This window comes from Amycolatopsis keratiniphila subsp. keratiniphila (genome assembly GCF_001620365.2).
Lineage (GTDB): Bacteria > Actinomycetota > Actinomycetes > Mycobacteriales > Pseudonocardiaceae > Amycolatopsis > Amycolatopsis keratiniphila.
Window position 1 is genome coordinate 282180 of sequence record NZ_LQMT02000005.1, and the last position, 19293, is coordinate 301472.

General features: G+C 72.4%; 9 protein-coding genes. All 9 read right to left on the minus strand.

The window, feature by feature from the left end; genetic code table 11:
• Window positions 1-3: 3 nt before the first annotated feature.
• From AVR91_RS03365 to AVR91_RS03405, 9 genes are read right to left on the minus strand one after another with little or no spacing between them, the layout of a single operon-like run.
• The gene (locus AVR91_RS03365) at window positions 4-1971 is read right to left on the minus strand and encodes a condensation domain-containing protein (RefSeq protein WP_063271280.1); all 1968 of its coding nucleotides are present in this window, start codon (window positions 1969-1971) and stop codon (window positions 4-6) included.
• A complete protein-coding gene (locus AVR91_RS03370) occupies window positions 1968-3092 on the minus strand; it encodes a class I SAM-dependent methyltransferase (protein WP_063271281.1) in 1125 nt (374 codons plus the stop codon). Before AVR91_RS03370 ends, AVR91_RS03365 begins: the two co-directional genes overlap by 4 nt.
• Entirely contained in the window at window positions 3089-4456 is a 1368-nt protein-coding gene (locus tag AVR91_RS03375; RefSeq protein ID WP_143253856.1) for a methyltransferase, read from the minus strand. The genes AVR91_RS03370 and AVR91_RS03375 overlap by 4 nt, the downstream gene beginning before the upstream one ends.
• Window positions 4441-5838, minus strand: coding sequence for an ABC transporter ATP-binding protein (locus AVR91_RS03380; protein ID WP_063823084.1), 1398 nt, complete (start codon window positions 5836-5838; stop codon window positions 4441-4443). Before AVR91_RS03380 ends, AVR91_RS03375 begins: the two co-directional genes overlap by 16 nt.
• Complete coding sequence (locus AVR91_RS03385; protein WP_063271283.1) at window positions 5835-6611, minus strand: ABC transporter permease subunit; 777 nt, start codon at window positions 6609-6611, stop codon at window positions 5835-5837. The genes AVR91_RS03380 and AVR91_RS03385 overlap by 4 nt, the downstream gene beginning before the upstream one ends.
• On the minus strand, window positions 6608-7567 hold the full coding sequence (locus tag AVR91_RS03390) for an ABC transporter permease subunit (RefSeq protein ID WP_197684748.1): 960 nt from the start codon (window positions 7565-7567) through the stop codon (window positions 6608-6610). The genes AVR91_RS03385 and AVR91_RS03390 overlap by 4 nt, the downstream gene beginning before the upstream one ends.
• The gene (locus AVR91_RS03395; RefSeq protein WP_063271284.1) at window positions 7564-9066 is read right to left on the minus strand and encodes an ABC transporter substrate-binding protein; all 1503 of its coding nucleotides are present in this window, start codon (window positions 9064-9066) and stop codon (window positions 7564-7566) included. Before AVR91_RS03395 ends, AVR91_RS03390 begins: the two co-directional genes overlap by 4 nt.
• Window positions 9063-15404 (minus strand): type I polyketide synthase, encoded by a 6342-nt coding sequence (locus tag AVR91_RS03400; RefSeq protein ID WP_063271285.1) that lies wholly within the window; start codon window positions 15402-15404, stop codon window positions 9063-9065. Before AVR91_RS03400 ends, AVR91_RS03395 begins: the two co-directional genes overlap by 4 nt.
• A complete protein-coding gene (locus AVR91_RS03405; protein ID WP_211282622.1) occupies window positions 15401-19195 on the minus strand; it encodes a non-ribosomal peptide synthetase in 3795 nt (1264 codons plus the stop codon). Before AVR91_RS03405 ends, AVR91_RS03400 begins: the two co-directional genes overlap by 4 nt.
• Window positions 19196-19293 lie beyond the last annotated feature (98 nt).

A 19293-nucleotide genomic window follows, 5' to 3' on the forward strand; every position in this document is an offset into this window, starting at 1 on the left:
CGCTCACGTCGAATGTGGCCGTGCGGCGCGGATCCGGGCGGCCACACTCGCGAGGGTCGGTGAGGCGAGGAAGTCACGGACGCTCACCGCGGTGCCGGTTTCGCGCGCGACGCGGGCCAGTGCACGCACGGCGAGCAGCGAGTCCCCGCCCATCGTGAAGAAGTTCCCGGCCCGGTCGACCTCCGCGACGTCGAGGATCTCTTGCCACAGCGCGGCGATCCGGCGTTCCACGTCGTCGCGCGGCGGCCCGGATTCCTCGGCCTCCGCCGTGTCGGACCGCGTATACCGGCCCAATACCAGGGTGTCCGGAGCCGGATCGGGATGTTCCCGGCCGGGCAGAGGTACGGGCGAGTCCCAGGCGCCCGGCTCGGCGAGTGTCCGGACGTGGTCGAGCAGTTCGGCGAACATGCCGGTGATGAGGCCGGGTTCGAAGATCTCCTCGACGTAGGAGAACACCGCGGTCATGGTGTCGTCGAGTTCGAACAGCCGGACTTCGAGCGCGACCTGCGGGGTGCGGAGCTGCTGATGGTGGTCGTGCATGTCGATCACCCCGAGCGGCCCGGCGTCCCCGGGCAGCCGCTGGCCCATCGCCGCGTCCATGCCGAGGGTGCTTTGGAAGACCACGGGCGCCACCGGCCGGTGTGTTCCGCGGTGCCTGCCCAGCTCACGGGACACCTCGACACCGCTGACGAGGTTGTGCGCGGCGGCGTCGCCGAACTGACGCTGGCACGCCAGCGCGAGGTCGGTGAAGGAAGCCGAAGCGTCCAGCTCGACGGGGATCAGCATGGTCGACGCGAACGCGCCGATGATGCGGTGCACGTCCTGATGCAGGGGCAACCGGTTGAGCTGCAAGGAGTTCAGCAGCATGACGCGATGCCCGGCGGCACGGGCGAGAACGCACGCGTAGGCGGTGAACACGGCCGCGGAAGGGGTGACGCCGTGCGCGGCGCACTGTGCTCGCACGGCGGCCCAGGTCGGCGCGTCCAGCGTCTGCTGCGTCGTGGCCATGAGATCGGGGCGCGCTTCGGCGGGGTCGAGACGCAGCGGCAGCGCGGGCGGCTGCCCGAAGCCGGAGAGCCGGTCGAACCACCAGTCGCGGTCGGCCTCCCACGCCGCGGTGCCGGGCAGCCGCCGAACCGACGTCACGTAGTCGCCGTAGTCGACCTCCAGGGGTGCGAGGGTGGCGTTCCAGTCGGCGACCAGCGAGAACAGGTCGCGATAGAACACGTTGGACGACCAGCCGTCGATGATGAGCAGGCTCACCGCGCAGTGCAGCCGTGCGTTGCCGTCGTCGAGCAGTGTCAGCCGGATGTCGATCCCCGGGCCGTCGCCGGGATTGGGGCCGTTCGTGCTCATCTCGTGCCGCAGGGAAGCCAGTGAGCGCGCGACGTCGTCGGCCGGGACGCCGCGAAGGTCGTTGACGACGAGGCCGGGCACGGTGGCCGGATCGTCGGCGGGAAGGATGCGCTGCCGTCCGTCGGGCAGCACACGGGCTCGCAGTGTCGGCTGGTGTACGACCAGCCTGCGCAACGCGTCCTGGAGTGCTTCCGGCGCGTCGTCGGGGTCCACTTCGGACAGTCCGATGTCGACGTAGTGGTGTGCCGAGGGGTAGGACAGTTCCCAACCGTCCTGCTGGCCGACGAAATACCCCTGCTGCAAGGGAAGCAGGGGGAACGGCTCGTCCGGGTCGGCGCGTTTGGCGACCTCCACGGGCAGCGCCCGGCCACCGCCGGTGGCGCGGCGGGCGATCAGCTCGGCGAGCTCGCTGAGTGTGATCTCGACGCGGATGTCGGACAGCGCGAGTACGACGCCGAGCTGCTTGCGGACCTGCGCGGACATGCGGACGGCGAGCACGGAATCGCCGCCGAGAGTGAGGAAACCCGCGTCGTGCGGTACCTCGGCAGGGTCGAGCCCGAGCAGCTCGCCCCAGATCTCGGCCAGTGGCTCCCGGTGGTCAAGGGTGGTGGTCATGAGAGTGCTCCAGGTTCCGAAGGGGTGGCGGCCAGCAGCGACTGGCCGAGGGTGCTGAGCGGGTGTTCGCGACGGGGCAGGTCCAGCAGCGGCCGCAGGCCCGCGTGGCGGAATTCGCCGAGCCATTCGTCGCGGGTGAGGAAGATCCGGTCGCTCCCGACGCGCAGATCCGCCGAGCCCGCCGCGGGACGACCGGCGGCCGGGGACATCAGGAACTGCATGGAGACCGCGGCCTGGAGGAGTTCACCGCAGGACTCGACGACGAGCAGCAACCCGCCCGGCCGCAGCCAGGACCGCGCCGTTTCGAGAACGGCACGGACGTCGACGGCGTTGTGCAGGACGTTCGCCGCGATCACGGCGTCGCAGGATTCCGGCTCGACCGAGTGCGTACCGGGGTCGTTGATGTCGAGTTCGCCGAACCGCACCCGATCGTCGTGCGCCAGGATCTTCTTCGCGGTGTCGAGGAAATAGCGGGACACGTCGGTGAACAGGTAGTCGAGGTCGCCGGTCAGTCCACTCAGGACAGGGATCGCCGTGGCCCCGACACCCGCGCCGAGTTCCAGGACGCGCGGCGTCGCAGGCGATGCCGTGCGAAGGACCTCCACGAGAGCGGCGTTGAGGTAGCCGTTGATCACGTTCTCGCGGTAGACGCCGTCCGCGGTCGCCGTGCTGTCGGTCCCGAACAGCACGGACTGCAGGGTGACTTCGTCGCGTAGCAGCTCGGGCAGCCGCGCCGCGGTGGCGTCGAAGAACCCGCTCACCTCGGCCGGATAACCCAGCCGCGCGCACAACCCGGCCAGTGGCGCGGGATGCGCGGGCGCCGGGGCGAGGTCACGCAGCACGGTGCCGTCGTCCGACGCGCGCAGCTTCCCGTGCCCGATCAGGGCGCGCAGCCAGCCGCGGACGATCCAGCGGTGCCGTTCGGCGACCCGCAGCCGCTGGAGGACCTGCTCGGGGCGGTGGCTGACGCCGGGGCGGAACAGGCCGGCCCGGCGAAGCGTGGCCGCCATGGTGTCCGTCGCCGCGTCGTCCAGCCCGCGCATCGCCTCGGGCAGGGCCGCGAGGTCGACGCCGTCGATGGCGGCCAGCCCGGCCTGGTGGCACGGTTCCGCGGCGATCACGTCGTGCTCGCCGGGTGCGGAGCGGGGGCGACCTCGACGGTGACACCGCGGGCGCCGGGCAGGTCGCGCAAACAGGCGCGGGCCGTGGCACGCAACCGCTGCAGGGTGAAGCGCCGCAAGGGTTCGTGGGAGTTCCCGCCGGGCAGCGCGGCGACTTCGGCGGCCGGGCGCCAAGCCGCCGACGCGGGGGACACCACCTCGAGCAGCCGGGGATCGTGGGCGGCCAGCGTCACGCGCGCGTCGTTCCGTGCCACCAGCGAGGCCAACCGGGCGGCCGTGATCGAGGATCCCGGCGCATCGGGGAGAGCGCCGTTGGGGATGTCCGGGATCCGGACGCCGGAGCCGTCGAGCACGGTGTCCAGCCGGTCGGCGACGTCCGGCCAGCGCAACGGGCGGGGATCGGCCGACGGAAAGGCCGGATCGACCGCGAGAACGCAGTCGAAGCGGTAGCGGGTCAGCTCCGAATCCGCGTCGAGGAGCTTGGGGAACGTCGCGATCCGGATCTCGCGCCCGGCGTCGGCACCGGCCTTGGCGGCGATCCGCGCCAGCGCGACAGGATCGAACAGCAGTTCCTCGTCCCGCTCCGCCCTGGCTTCGGCGCGGTCGGCCAGATCGGGGCCGGTGCCACGCCGCCGCTCGACCCACGTGCTGAACTCGGCGTGCAGCCCCGCGTGCCGGTTGTCGCCGATCACCACATACCCGCCCGGGGCCACCGTGCGTACGGCCGCGCGCACGACCGCGTCCAGATAGCCGGTGTCGGGGAAGCACTGGGTGACGGAGTTGAGTACCACGCAGTCGGGCCCGGCGGCGGGGAAGCCGGCGGCGGCCATCGCGGAGGACACCACGGGAGCGTCCGTTTCGTGGGCGGCCGCGCGCACGGTCCTCACGGTGCCCGGTACGGAGGGGAGCGGGCGGACGGAGTCGGCGACGACGTCGGTGCCGACATAGCCCTGGACGAGGGGAGCGAGCCGGTGCAGGAGCATGCCGGTGCCGCAACCCAGCTCCAGTATCCACTCCGGCCGCAGGCCCACGATGAGGTCGACGGTCCGCTCCACCCACTGTCGCATGTGGACGGTGGGCAGCGGTTCACCGGTGTCGGACGCCCGCCAGCCGCTGAGGTCGAGGTCCCCGGGGACGTCGCGGGGAGCGGCGTCATAGGTCAGCTGGTAGACCTCGCTCCAGTGCTCGAGGTATTCGGTGACGAGCGCGCCAGGCACCGGCGTCGTCGCGAGCAAGTGCGCGGCGGGATGGATCCGTACGCCCGAGTCCGTGGGCTCGGCATGGCCGATCCACGGATGGGTGCGCAGCTTCGCCGCCACCGTGGCGAAGAGTGTGGTGTCGGGCCTGGTCAATGGTTCGGGCACAGGGTGATTCCTCCTTCGTCGCGCGGGTTCACCGCGGTTTCGGCGAGCAGGCTGTCGTGCAGCCGAAGGACTCGGTCCGCGTAGCGGACGACGCGGGGGTCGTGGGTGGCGGCCAGGACGGCCATCCCGTCGGCGCGGTGACGGGCCAGCAGCCCGAGTACGGCCTCGGCGGTCTCGTCGTCGAGTGCCGACGTCGGTTCGTCGGCGAGCAGCATCCGCGGCCGGGTGGCGAGCGCGCGGGCGAGGACGGCACGTTGCCGCTGCCCGCCGGACAGCGCGCCGGGGCGGCGTCGTCCGGTCGCGGGGTCGAGCCCGACGGCGAGCAGGAGCTCTTCCGCCGCCGAACGGGCCTGGTGACGGGAGAATCCGCGCAGGACCCGGGCGGGGCGGGCGACCGCGGTGATCGCCCGGTGCGCGGGGTTGAGGGCGTCGAGCGGATCTTGCGCCAGGTACTGGATCGCGCGCAGCTGGTCCCGGTCACGGGTCCGGAGCGACGGCAGCGGACGGCCGTCCAAGGTGATCTGTCCGGTGTGGACCTCGTGAAGTCCCGCCAGCGCGCGTAACAACGTCGTCTTCCCGCTACCGGAAGCGCCGACGAGCACGACCAGTTCGCCACCGTGCACGGTGAAGGTCGCGTCACGGACCAGAGATACGGGCCGCTCGATGCCCACCGCGGACACCGTGAGGACGGCTTGGGTGGTCGGCGGTCGTGCGGGCGATGAAGGCAGGACGAGCGGCGGCGAGCCGAAGTCGATCACGCGATCGGCCAGCGCGGCCACGAACTCGCGGTCGTGCGAGATGATCAGGGTGGCGCCGGTACGTTCGTCGCGACGTCGGCGGACCACGTCGGCGACGCGGCGGACGGCGTCCGCGTCCAGCGCGCTGGTCGGCTCGTCGAGCAGCAGGAGCGGGGGACGACCGGCGATCGCCCTGGCGAGTGCGACCCGCTGTGCCTGCCCGCCGGAGAGCTGATGCGGCCGTTTCGTCCGGACCGCGGCGGGGTCCAGCCCAGCGGTGCGCAGCGCGTCGTCGACCTGGCTCCCGCCCGATTCGGAGACAAGGCGTTCGACCGTCCACAGAGGATTCAGCGTGCCCGCCGGGTCCTGGCCGAGAAGCCCGGTGGCCCGGCGTCGCCAGGCGGCCGACGAGCGGCCTGGCGACACCGGTGTCCCGGCCCACGTGATTTCGCCGCTCACCCTGTGCAGCCCGGGCGGCAGGACGTCGAGGATCGTCCGCAGCAGCGTCGTCTTCCCACTGCCGGAAGGGCCGGTCACGGCCACTACGGTGTTCGCGGGGACGTCCAGGCTGACGTCGCCGAGCACGGGATGACCCAGTCCGTTGTGGACGGTCAGGCCGCGCACGGTCAGCTCCGCTTGGGTCATGCCGTCACCGGTTCCCGGCGGCGTGCCCGCAGTGCCCACGTGACCAGGCAGGCCAGCGCCGCGAGCAGGAGCGCCGGCGTGGCCACGGCCGCGGGGTTGTCCGCGGCCCCTGGCAGGTTTTCGCGCAGCATCAGCGCCCAGTCCGGCTCTGGCGGCTGGGCACCGAACCCGAGCAGCGTCATCGTGCAGGCCAGTTGCAGCCCGAGCACGAACCGCAGCCCCGCCTCGGCCACGATCAGCCCGGCCATGGCCGGGGCCATCTCCCGCACCAGCAGCACTGCGGTGTTCTCGCCCCGGCCGCGGGCGGCGTCGGCCCAGCCTGCCGCACGGGTCCGTCGGGTGGTGTCGCGGACGATTTGCGTCGTCAGCGGCGCTCCGCCGCACACCGTGGCCACGACGACCGCGACCGGACCGGGTACGGCCACCGCGAGCACGAGCGCGACCAGCAGCAGTGGCAGCGCCACGAGGACATCGGCGAGTCCGGTGATCAGCCTCCCCGGCAGGCCGTCGTTCCAGCCCGCGACCAGTCCACCGGCGACACCCAGCACGCAGGTGATAGCCCCCGCCGCGGCCGCGAGCAGCACCAGGCCCGCCCCACCCGCCAGCGACCGCGACAGCACGTCCCGGCCCAGCACGTCGGTGCCCAGCAGATGGCCGAGCCCAGGCGGCGTGAACGGCGCACCCGAGACGGCCGCCGGATCCCGTGGTGCCAGCAGGCCTCCGGCGAGTGTGACGACCGCTAGCGCCGCCGCGGTGAACCAGCCGGTCTTCATCGCCGTTCCCGCCGGACATCGGCGGCCGTGGCCGCGAGATCCGCCAGCGCGGTGCCCGCGACGACGATCAGCGCACCGATCAACCCGACCGCCGCGACGACCGGCGTGTCCCGGCCCGCGACCGCGGTGACGAGCAATTCGCCCAGCCCCTGGTAGCCGAGCATGGTTTCGACGACGGCCGCCGCGGTGACGGTGCCGGCGGTCAGCGTCGCGGCCGCGCGGATCGCGGGGGACAGCACGAACGGCAGCACATGCCGGACGTGCAGTCGCAGGCCGGTGACGCCCCGCGCCACGGCGTCACGGACGTGGGGTGCCGCGCAGGCGTCCGCGACGGCGCCACCGAGCAGTCCGCCGCCCCAGGCCGCGGCAGGCAGGGCGAGTGCGAGCGACGGCAGCACCAGCAGATCCGGCCGGTCCAGCGGCGACCCGCCGGGCAACAGCAGGGACACCGGTGGCAGCCAGCCGAGCAGCGCGCTGAGGACGAGGACGAGGCCGGCGACCACGACGACCTGCGGGATCGACGAGACGGTCGTGCTCAGCGCGGCCCACCGCCGTGCCCAGCCGGGCCTGCTGCCGCCGATGGCCCAGCCGAGGGCGAACATGAGCGGCAGCGCGATCAGCACCGCCGCCGCCGTGAGCACGGCCGTGGCTTCGAGCCGGGGCAGCAGCAGATCGGCGACCGGCCGGTCGGTGACGAGTGAACGTCCCCAATCACCACGCAGGATCGCCGCGGTCCACTGTCCCCAGCGCTGCCACAGCGGCGCGTCCAAGCCGAGGGTTTCTCGCAGCTGCCGCAGGGTTTCCGCGTCCGCGCGGCTCCCGGTCCGGGTCTCGGCCGCGTCCGAAGGCAGGGCACTGACCGCGGCGAACACCACGGCCGAGACCACGATGGCGGTCGCGGCGGCCCGCACCAGCACGAGACTGCCCGTGCGGGCCGACGACGAACGAGCGCTCACGCGGTGATCCGCACCTGGTCGATGAACAGCCGCGCGAACCCGGGCCCGGTCGGCAAGCCGCCGACCCCGGGACGGGACAGGTCGAGTCCGTCCCCGACTCCCCATACGAGATAGCCACCTTCGTCCCGGAGTTTCCCTTGCAGGGAACCGAAAACCTGGATGCGTCGCGCTGTGTCGGGGTCGGCGAGCGCGGCGTCGAGGTCGCGTTCCCAGTCAGGGCGGTTCCACGCGGTCTCGTTGGTGGGCGAGGCCGCGCGCAGCGCGATGCGGGAGACGTCGAGGAAGCCGATCCCGCCGAGGTAGCTGACGTAGAAATCGGCCTGCGCGTAGGTCTTCGTCCAGAAACTCTCCGGGGGATCGACCTTCACGGTGACCTTGAGGCCGATCGGTGCGAGCTGCTGGGCGAGCAGTGTCGCGGTGGAGTCCATCCCGGGGTAGGCGGTCGTGGTGTGCAAAGTGACGTCCACACCGCCCTGGTATCCGGCTTCGGCCATCAGCGCGCGGGCCCGATCGAGATCACGAACCCGCTGGGGGAGCTGAGGACTGCTGGGATCGGCCGGGGTGAGCAGGTCGTTGCCGACCTTGCCGTACGCGCCGAACACGGTGTCGGTGAGCTGCTGCCGGTCGGTGGCGAGCTTGACGGCTTCGCGGACCTGGGGCTTGTCGAACGGTGCTCGGTCGAGCCGCATCACCACGGGATAGGTGGTGACCGCGGGACGGCGGACCACCTGCGTGCCGGCGCGTTCGGCCTGCGCGGCCGCGGCCGGGCTGACGCTGCCCGCGACGTCGGCCTGCCCCGAGCGGACCGCGTCCGCGCGGGCCCGCGGGTCGGCCAGCGCGCGGATCTCGATCCGTTTCGTCGGCGGTTTCGTTCCCCACCAGCCGTCGTTGCGTTCGAGGACGGCGTTGGCGGGATCACCGCCGGTCATCCGGTACGGACCGGACCCCGGCGCGGGCTTGGTGAAATCCGTCGTGCCCTCGGGCACCACGAAGGTCGCCGACTGCAGGGCTTCCGGCACCGCCGCGAACGCCGTCCGCGTGCGCAGTTCCAGCGTCGACGTGTCGATCGCGCGGGAGCCGTCCAGATCGAACATCGCCATCCGGCCGTAGTTCTCGGCCGCCTTGGCCTGCATCCGGCGCAGCGAGTACAACGCGTCGGCGGCGGTCACCTTCCGGCCGTCGCTGAACGTGGCGTCCGCGCGCAGGGTGATCTTCCACCGGGTCTGCGAGGAGTCCGGTTCCCACGCGGTGGCCAGGCGGGGCACCGTGGTGCCGTCAGGCCCCGCGACGGTGAGCACGTCGTAGAGCAGGGCGAACCGCAACGCGTCGGATTCGTTGCCGAGTCCGCCGTGCGGGTCGTTGCTCGCGGTGGCCGCCGAGCCGACCGCCGCGTAGCGCAGGAGACCCCCCGATGCCGGGGTGGCGTTGCCCGAGGTGCAGGCGGTGGCCGTCAGGGTGGCCGCGACCAGGAGGGCGATGCGGCGGGGAACGCGGGTCACGAGAGCGGCCTTTCGGGGTGGGAGAGTTCGTCGTTGATCAGCGCCGCGATCGCGGCGACCGTTTCGCCGCGCAGAAGGGCGTAGTGGTGCGCGTCCACTGTGGACGTCGTGGGTGGCCGGGTGAGGAGGGGTGTCCAGCCGAGGTCGGCGGGATCACCGGGGACGTCGTCGACGCCCATGCCGATACCGGAGTTGACCGGAGAGCGCTGCCCCGCCTTGACGATCAGGGTGCGGGTTTCCGGATCGCCGAGCCGCGGTGGCCGGTAGCCGGCCAGCCCCCGCAGGTGCCGCGCGAACACCTCGACGCGTGCGGCGGCGCTGGTGCCCGCGCGCAGCAATCCGTGCTCCCGCAACACAGTGTCCACTTCGGACTGGGTTGGCTCCTGGGCGGCGGCGAGTTCCGTGTCGAGGTAGCCCGCCAGCGATGCGAGGTAGCGGCGGCGGATCTCGGCGTCGCCGCCGGGGACATCGGTGATGTGACTCGGCTCGTTGGAATCCAGGAGCACCAGCAGTTCGGTGTGCTCCCCGGACTCGTGCAGCAGACAGGCCATCCGCTGGGCCAGGTCGCCGCCCATCGACCAGCCGCCCAGCAGATACGGGCCGATGGGCTGGTGGCGGCGGAGGACACCGAGATAGAGCGCGGCGAGCGCGTCCACGCTGTCGGGCGCGTCGCCACCGGACAGGCCGGGGTCGGTCAGGGCGACGACGGTGGTCTCCCTGTCGAGCAGCCGGGACAGCTCCGTGTAGCACAGCACGTCCCCGCCCGAGGGGTGTAGCAGGAACAGGGTCCGGCCGTCCGGAACGCCCTCCCGCAGCAGCAACGCGATGTCGGCGTCCTCCACCGGCGCCCGCGATCCGCCGGTCCACGACGCCGGATCGTCGGCGAGCCGCCTGACCCTGGCGACGTGGTCGGCGATCGCGGTGGCGACCTGCCCGGCCGGCACCACGGGGTCGAGGACATCCCACTGCAGCAGCAGCTCACCGCCCTCTTCGAGGACCTGGTGGTCGAGCAGGGTCTGCGGGGTCTGGCTCAATGCTGCGACCTTCCGGCCGATCCAACGCGGGTCGTGGTCGGCGCCGATGACCTCGGTCAGCCCGAGCGCGCTGGTGAACACGACGGGCACGGCGGCGACCTCGCCCTGTGCGCTGGACTTCTCCGCGAGCACGTCCAGCGCCGAGAACTCGCGGTGGTCGAGGTCGTCGAACAGCCGCCGCTGGGTGCGACGGGCCCGTTCGGCGAAGGTGCCGAGGTCCGCCTCCTCGGTCGCGTGCAGGACAAGGGAGGTGAAGTCGCCGACGACGTTCGGGACGTCCGGGTGGATGTCCGGCCGGTCGAACAGCGTGAGCATCACACTGAACGCGTCCCGGCCCGACCAGGCCGCGAGCACGTCGGTGTACACGGTGAGCAGAACGGCGGTGGGGGTGACGCGGTGCTCGGCGGCAATCCGCCGCAGCCGTTCCCAGCTCGTGGCGTCGAGCGTGGCGGCGTGCCGGACGAAACGGCCCGCGGCGGCTTCCTCGTCGACGGGGATGGGCGGTGCCTCGGGGATCGCCGTCAGCCGGGCCCGCCAGTACTCGGCGGCACGGACACCGTCCGCGCCGTCGCGTCGAGCTTCGAGCGCCCGGACGCAGTCGGCGGGGTGGATCCCGACCGGTTCGAGCACACGGGCCGGGTCGGTGTAGCAGGCGTGCAGGTCGCGATCGACGATCCACCAGCTCGCGGCGTCGCAGATCAGTACGTCCACGCCGAGGAACAAACGGGTCCGCCCGCCGGGCAGCAGGGCCGCTTGGACCGTGAACAACGGCCAGCGGTCGGCCGGTCCGGGTTTGCGACCGACGCGGTCGCGGATGGCCGAAAGGCGACGGTTTCTGTCCACTTCGGACAGTGCGCGCAGATCGTGGGTGCGGATCCGGTACCGCGGCAGGTCACGCAGCACCCGCGCCTGCCCCTGTGAGTCCACGATGGACCGCAGCATCGGGTGCCGGGCGATCACCTTGTTCCACGCGTCCTCGTAGCGCGCCAGGTCCAGCTCGGCACAGTCGTACTCGAGGAAGAAGTGACACGGCACGTCACCCCAGCGGTAGCCACCGTCGCGGCCGATCCAGTACGCGTGCTGGACCCGGGTCAGCGGAAAGGATCCGGGCTCGGCCGCGGTCGCGGGAATCGGAGTCCGGGGCGAAGGGGGAGTGACGTCGCGTGCTCGCAGCAGGTCCGCCAGCCCGGCCACGGTCGGGGCGGCGAGCAGATCGGCCAGCCGGAGCCGGACGCCGTGGTCCTGGGTGAGGGCGGCGAGCATGCCGGTCGCCAGCAGGGAATGGCCGCCCAGTGCGAAGAAATCCGCGTCCGGCGAGGTGATCGCGACGCCGAAGAGGTCGCTCCACAGCCGCGCGATCCGCTCCTGCAGCGGGTCGGCGAAAACACCGGCGTCACCCTGCTCACCCGGTGCGGTGTACGCCGCGGTGGCCATCCGTTCGGTGAGATCGGTGCGGGACACCGCGACGACCGGCGGCACGGATCCGGCGAGATACCGGTCGAGTACCAGGTCGAAGGCCCGGCCGCCGGTCGCGGCGTCGAGCGCGTCGCGCAGGGCCACTTCCCGGTCCGCGCCGCCGGGCCCGACGCTCCAGCCGTCCCAGACGACACTCGTCCAGCCGGTGTTGGCGGTCGCGAGCGCGTCGAGCGCGGCGTTGGCCGCCGCGTACGGGCCGGTGCCGATCCCGCCGACCAGCGTGGCGGCCGAGGACATCAGGACCACCAGGCCGGGCCGGGACGCTTCGGGTAGTGCGTCGATGGCCGCCTGGAGCGCCCGCGCACCACCGACCTTGCCCAGCAGCTGCGCGTTGACCTGGTCCGGTGTGGCGTCGCGAAGCGGAACTGCCCGGGTGGTGGCGGCCGCTCCGGCGGCGTGCACGATCACGTCGGGTTCGTGTTCGGCGAGCAGGCCGCGCCAACCGTCCACATCGGACGCGTCGAGCGTACGGGTGCGGATGTCGAGGCCGTCGGCCTTCAGCGCGTCGAGGGTCCGGGCCGCGTCGGGCACGTCGGAGGCCGGGCGCCGCGAGGTGATCACGACCGCGGCGCCACGGCGGGCGAGGCGTTCCGCGACGACGAGCCCGACGTCACCGAGCCCACCGGACACGACGGCTCGCCGCGGTTCCCGGACGGTCGTGGACGGCGGGGTGAGCGGCCAGACCTCGATGTCCCGTTGCCAGCGGACGCCGGATCGCCAGGCGATCTGCCCGCCGCGTTCGTCCGGCGACCGGACGAGATCCGCGAGCTCGTCCAGTATCGCTTTCGCCGCGAGGCCGGGGTCGGTGGCCGGAGGAAGATCGACCGTGCGCCACCGGATCCCGCGATGTTCCTGGGCCAGGACCCGGCTGAGCGCACGGGCCGCGGCGGCGCCGGGCGTCACCGTGTCGAGGCTTTCGACCCGGTCCGCGCCGAACGTGACCGCCAGCAGCTTCGGCACGGTCGTCCCGCTGAGCTTCCTCGCGAGTTCGGCGTGGGCCAGGACGACCTCGCTCACCTCCTGCCCGGGTGCGGTCAGCACGACGACGCCGTCGATGGGGGACCCCGGTTCGTGATCCTCCACTGTGGACATACCGAGTGCTTCGGCGATCGGTGACGGGGAATCGGCGGCCAGCAGGAAACGGCCTGCCGTCGTCGTACCGGAGAGCGGGGGAAGCTGACGCCACCGTGGCAGCCGGAGGAGCCCGGGAGCACGGGCAGGCGTCACCGGCTCGGCAGGTGGGTCGATCCAGAGCCGTCGGGGCTGGAAGGCGTACCCGGGCGCCGCGACCCGCGCACGCTGGCCGCGGCGTTGCGCGCTGAGCCCGATTTCCCCGCCGTGTGCCCACAAGCGCGCGACGGCGGCGCGAACGGATTCGGCTTCGAGGTCGACGCGGTCGTGGTCGAGCGTGATGGCCGAATCGAGCAGTGCCGGGTCGCCGTGCGCACGGGCCAGCGTCACCAGGCTGCTGCCCGGGCCGACCTGGACCAGCACGACAGGCGCCGGATCGAGCGCGACCCGCAGGGCCGGGGAGAACACGACGGGATCCCGCAGCTGCCGCGCCCAGTGTTCGGCCGTACCGAGTTCATCGGTGACCGTGGTACCGGTGAGCGTGCTGATCATCGGGATTTCCGGCGTTGTGGCGGCGAGGTTCGCCGCGGCGGCACGGACGGCGGGGATCGCGGGGTCGACGAGCCGGGAATGCAGTGCCGTGTCCACGCGCAGCCGCCGGCCCCGGATTCCCGCGGCGACCGCTTCGGCTTCCAGTGCCGTGATGGCGTCGGCCGGGCCGGACACCACGGATCCGGCGGGTCCGTTGAGCGCGGCGAGGTCGACATCCGGATGTGCCGCCAGCAGACCGGAGACGTCGGCGAGGTCCAGCGACAGCATCGCACCGCCGCCGGCGGCACGCGACACTTCGGTGCAGCGCACCGCCACCAGCCGGGCGGCGTCCGGCAGGGCGAGCCCTCCCGACACCACGGCGGCGGTGTACTCGCCGAGGCTGTGCCCCAGCACGACGTCCGGCCGGACGTCCCACGACTCCAGCAACCGCGCGGTGGCCAGCGACACCGCGAACAACGCGGGCAGCCCGACCGCCGCGTCCCGGACCCGGTCCTCACGACCGTCGAGCACGTGCCGGATGTCGTGTCCGGTCAGGGGAAGCAGCAGCTCGGCGCAGGTGTCGACGGTCCGGGCGAACACCGGTTCGCTCGCGTACAGAGCCGATCCCATGCCCGGGTACTGGCTGCCCGCTCCTGGGAAGGCGAAGATCACGCGGGGGCGGGAAGCGGGCACAGGCCGCGCTTCACGCAGGGCGGCCGCGGCGGCGTCGATCCGGGCGGGCGCGCAGACGACGGCGATGCGCCTGCTGTGCTGGGTCCGGCCCTCGTCCAGGGTGTACGCCAAGTCCGCGAGGTCGGCGGAGTCCTTGAGGCCGGGGAGGTGCTCACTCAAATCGTTGGCCGCCTGGCGGGCGGCGGCGTCGGTCTGCCCGGACACGACGAGGATCTGCGGCCGTTCGTCCGGTGTGGACGGTGGCCGCGCCGGTGCGGGGCCGAGCACGACGTGGCAGTTGGTCCCGCCGATACCGAAGGAGCTGACGCCCGCGAACTCCGCGTCCGCGGGCCACGGCCGGGCATCGCCGGAGAGCGCGAAGGCGGACCCCTCCAATCCGAGACGCGGGTTGACCGGTTCCGAATTCGGTGCCGGGGGCAGCACGCCGTGGGACCGCGCGAGCACGGTTTTGATCAGCGACGCGATCCCGGCGGCGGTGTTGGCGTGACCGATGTTCGCCTTGACCGAGCCGAGCCCGCACCACGGCCGGTCGGCCTGCCCGAACACGGTACGCAGGGCCGAGACCTCGATGGGGTCGCCGAGTGCCGTCGCGGTGCCGTGGCCCTCGACGTAACCGACCTGGCGTGGCGCGACGCCCGCGACCGTCTGCGCTTCCGCGATGACCCGGGCCTGACCACGCGGTGACGGCGCGGTGAATCCCGCCTTGACCGCCCCGTCGTTGTTGACCGCCGAGCCGTGCAGGACCGCGAGCACGGGGTCGCCGTCGGCCAGCGCGTCGGCCAGCCGCCGCAGCACGACCGCGCCGACGCCCTGGGTGTAGACGATTCCGGTGCCGTGCGCGCTGTAGGGCCGGACGACGCCGTCCGCGGCGTAGATCCCGTCCGGTACATGGAGATAGCCGTGTCCCTGCGGAACGATGAGCGAGACCCCGCCCGCGAGCGCGGTGTCGCATTCCTCGGCCAGCAGTGCCTGGGCCGCGGTGTGCACCGCGACCAGCGAGCTCGAACAGGTGCTGGTGATCGACATCGCGGGCCCGGTCAGGTTCAGCCGGTACGCGACCTGCAGGGGCAGGTAGTCGCCGTGGGTGGCCATCGCCGTGCGCAGACTCCCGACCGGGTCGGCTCCACCACCGGTCGGATCCCAGCGCCTGCCGAGATTGCTGGCCAGATAGGCGCTTTGCGACGCACCCGCGTAGACGCCGACGGTGCCCGCGCCGACGCCGCCGCCATGGCCCGCCTGCTCCAGCGCCTGCCAGGACATCTGAAGGAACAGCCGTTGCTGCGGGTCCATCAGCGCGGCTTCGGCGTCGGTGAGCCCGAACGGTTCGGGATCGAACAGGTCCTGGCCGTCGATGAGCCCGCCCACCGGGACGTAGCCGGGCGCGCTGGCCAGATCCTCGGGGACGCCGGCCGCGCGCAGTTCGTCCGGGCCGAACCGGGTGAGGCCGCTACGGCCGGCCAGAAGCAGGTCCCAGAACGCGGCGGCGTCGACCGCGCCGGGGAAACGGCAGGCGAGTCCGGTGATCGCGATCATCGGGCGACCCGCTCCGCCTGCTGCCGGGCGGCGCGGCGGCCACGCGGTGCCGGAGGCGCCTGTGTTTCGGCGGCAGGCGGGCTATGGTGTGGTGCCAGGAACGCCGCGAGCGCGCGGACGGAGGGGTGGCTGAACAGGTCGACCACGGTCAGCGTGTCGAATCCGTGCGCGACGAGCTGCCGGTGCGCCAGCACCAGGGTCAGGGAAGTGGCACCGAGCTCGAAGAACGCGGTCGTGGCGTCGACGCCGGAGCCGAGCAGGGACCGGAACACCCCCAGCACGGTTTCCTCCAGCTCAGGGCTGGCGGCAGCCGGTACTGCTTCTCGTCGCTCGGGTTCGGGTTGTGCCACCGTGGCACTCCCGGCGTCCTTTGTGGACGAGGGAAGGGCGAGGTTCAAGAGGCCGTCCGCGCTGAGCCGTTCCTCGAGGTCGATGCCGTGGCCCGAGGACGCCGCCCTGGTACGGCGGCTCCATTCCGCGGCCGAGGCCAGCGCATCGGCCGGGGTGAGCGTGCCGGAGGAGACGGTCAGCGACACCTCGAGCCCGAGGTCCGCCGCGCGCGTCAAGGCCTCGGTGAGCCAGTTCTGCGGGGTGACGGGTGCCTTTTCATCCACTGTGGACGGTTTCGTGGCGGCGGGGGTTTCGGTGCGCCGGTACGGGTTGGGCAGGGCGGCGTAATCGATCTTGCCGTTCGCTGTCACCGGGAACCCGTCCAGCACCGTGAACCGTGAAGGCACCATGAACTCGGGGACCCTGGTCCGCAGGTGTGCCGCGAGTTCCGCGGTGTCCGGGGTTCGCCCGTTGTCCGCGGGGACGAGGAAGGCGACCAGCCGCGGCCGGTCGTCGGGACCGGGAACGGACATCGCCACGGATTTGCGGACGCCGTCCGCGCGGTCGAGCACGGACTCGATCTCGCCGAGTTCGATACGGTGCCCGCGGATCTTGACCTGCCGGTCGACGCGGCCGAGGAACTCGATCGTGCCGTCGTGCCGCCACCGCCCGAGATCACCGGTCCGGTACAGCCTGCGGTCCAGCACCGGATGCCGCACGAACCGGTGCGCGGTCTGCTCCGGATCTCCGATGTAGCCCTGGGCAAGGCCGTCGCCGCCGATGTGCAGTTCGCCCGGCACACCGACCGGCACCGGCAGGCCTGCCGGGTCGAGGATGTCGAAGCTCTGCCCGCGCAGCGCACGGCCGTAGGGAATGCTGCGCCAGGCCGGGTCGACGTCGCCGATCGGATGGCAGATCGACCAGATCGACGCCTCGGTCGCGCCGCCGAGGCTGACGATCTCGACGTGCGGTGCGAGCGCGCGCAACCGGTCGGGCAGCGTCACGGGGATCCAGTCGGCGGAAAGGAAGACCAGCCGCAGCGACCGCAGCGCGCGGTCGGCGAGGCCGGGGTCGATCTCGGCGTATTCGACGAGCATTTCCAGCAGCGCGGGGGCGGTGTTCCACAGCGTCACGCGGTGCTGTGCCATGAGTTCGAGCCAGTGCCCGGGGTCGCGCTGGTGGTCGGCGCTCGGCAGGACGAGTGCTCCGCCGGCGCCGAGGACGCCGAACACGTCGTGCACGGACAGGTCGAAGCTGAACGCCGACAGGGCGAGCATCCGGTCGTCGCGGGTGAGGGGGAACCGGTCGACGAGGTCGTCGATCGTGGTGCGGGCCGCGCGGTGCTCGATGGCGACGCCCTTCGGCTTTCCCGTGGAACCGGAGGTGAAGATCACGTACGCGAGGTCGTCCGGCGCGGGACGGTTCGGCCGTTCGGCGGTGCCGGCCGTGGCGTCGAGGACGACGGGGTGGACGGTGACGGTGCCGGGCCAGCTCAGCTCGACGTCGTCGGTGACGAGCGCGTGGCCGATCCCTGCCTGGGCGCACACCGAGGCGACGCGCTCGGCGGGCCAGGCCGGTTCGACCGGGACGTAGCCCGCGCCGCTCGCGGACACCCCGAGCATCGCCACGATCTGGGCCGGGCCCTTGGGCGCCGACACCGCGACGAGGTCTCCCGGGCCGACGCCCGCCGTGGTGAGGCCATGCCCGATCGCCTCGGCCGCGCGGAGGAGTTCGCCGTGGCTGAACGCTGATTCGGCACCCAAGAGCGCCGGCGCGTCCGGAACCTCCCGAGCCGCGGCGCGCAGCGGGTCGTCCAGCAGCGGGCCCGCCTCGCCGAACGGTGCGGCGTCCAAGATGGCGTGCGGCGCGAAAGTGGGGATCCAGCCGAGCGTCGGGTCCGACCAGCGGTCCGGGTGATCGGCCAGCGTGCTCAGCAGCCGCAGATGTGCCTCGGCCATGCCGTCGACAAGGCCTTCGGGATAGGCGCCGTCGACGCTGTCCCAGCACACGCGAAGGCGGCCGCCCTCCTCGTAGACGATGTGGTCGAGCAGGACCTGAGGCGTCTGCGAGACGCCGAACACCTCGGTGCCGAGCCAGCCTGCCGGGTCGTCGCCGCCGGGTGAAAGGCCGAGCCCGCTGGTGAACACCACGGGATGCGCCGGCGCGCCGAGCGAGGCGGGACTCCGGCGGGCGGCCTGCATGCCGTCCACCTCGCGATTGTCCATATCGGACCAGAACTGCTCGTTGACCGCGCGCACGTAGGCGCCGAATCCGGATTCCGGTTCCCAGACAGGCATCTGCACGAGCACCGTCGAGGTGAAGTCGCCGACCACATGCGCCAGCTCGGGATCATCCGGCCGGTCGAACAGGGTGGTGTTGAGGCAGAAGGCCGCGGTGGCACCCCAACGGGTCAGGGTCAGTCCGTACGCGGCCAGCAGCAAAGCCGTCGGGCTGACCCCGTGCGACGAGGCCGTCTTCTTGACCGCCGCCCAGTGAGCGGCGTCCAGCTCGGTGGCGCGCCTGCTGAACCGGTGCGCGCCGATCGTGGCGACGTCCGTGGCTGTGGGCAGGGCAGGCCCCGGCGGCAGGGCGCGGTCGGCCCAGTAGCGGGCGGCGCGTTCGGTCTCCGGGCCGGGCGTGCGCGCGGCCCGGCGGCGCGCCAGCTCGGCGAACGTGGTGCCGGGTTCGGGTAGCGCGGCGCAGGGGTCGGCCACCAGGGCACCCCATTCCGTCATGATCTGCATCCAGCCCGCGAGATCGAGCGCCAGCACGTCCACCCCGACACACACCCGGGTGCGCTGACCGGGCAGTAGCACGACATGGAGGTCGAACAGCGGCCAGCAGCCGGTGGGCCGGGTCTGGTGGGACCACTCGGCGCGCAGCTCGTCGGCGACTCGCGCGGCGTCGGTGCCGGGCAGTGTCCTCAGGTCCGTCACCGGGATCCGGTAGGGCGGCACCTTGGCCAGCACCCGGCCGGTGGCGTCCGCGTCGACGACCATGCGCAGCGCGGAATGGCGCTCCACCAGTGTGTTCCAGGCGGCGCCCAGTACAGCGGCCTCGTCCTCGCCGGGCTGCGTGTCGCGCTCGAACTCCCGGTAGTAGAAGGTGGCCACGCCGCCGAGCGGGAACGCCGGATCGCGTCCCACCCAGTACGCGGTCTGGATGGGCGTGAGCGGGAAGGTCTCGTCGCGCGGCTCAGGATCGTCCTGCCGTGCCCGGTCACCGAGGGCGGTGGCGACGGAGCGGGCCGTGGCCTGGTCGAGGAAGTCGGTCAGCGCGAGAGTGACCCCGGTGGTGTCCAGCAGCAGCCGCCGCAACCGCACCGCGGTGAACGACTCCAAGCCCAGCGCCATCAGCGGGATGTCCGCGTCGACCGTCGCGGGCGCGATGTCGAGTGTTTCGGCGACCGCCTCGATCACGTCGTCGAGGGGGATTGCTGCCTCTGCCGGGACCGCGCTCACCCAGTTCTCCTTCACGGTCGAGGGAACGAAACGGCGGAAGCCGTCACGCGCTGTCCTTCATACACGAAAACGGCTATCGTTTTCATCTGACGGAGCAG

Coding starts and splice junctions, on each gene's coding strand:
- AVR91_RS03400 (WP_063271285.1), bottom strand. CDS start 15,404: ATGATCGCGATCACCGGACTCGCCTGCCGTTTCCCCGGCGCGGTCGAC.
- AVR91_RS03385 (WP_063271283.1), bottom strand. CDS start 6,611: ATGAAGACCGGCTGGTTCACCGCGGCGGCGCTAGCGGTCGTCACACTC.
- AVR91_RS03380 (WP_063823084.1), bottom strand. CDS start 5,838: ATGACCCAAGCGGAGCTGACCGTGCGCGGCCTGACCGTCCACAACGGA.
- AVR91_RS03365 (WP_063271280.1), bottom strand. CDS start 1,971: ATGACCACCACCCTTGACCACCGGGAGCCACTGGCCGAGATCTGGGGC.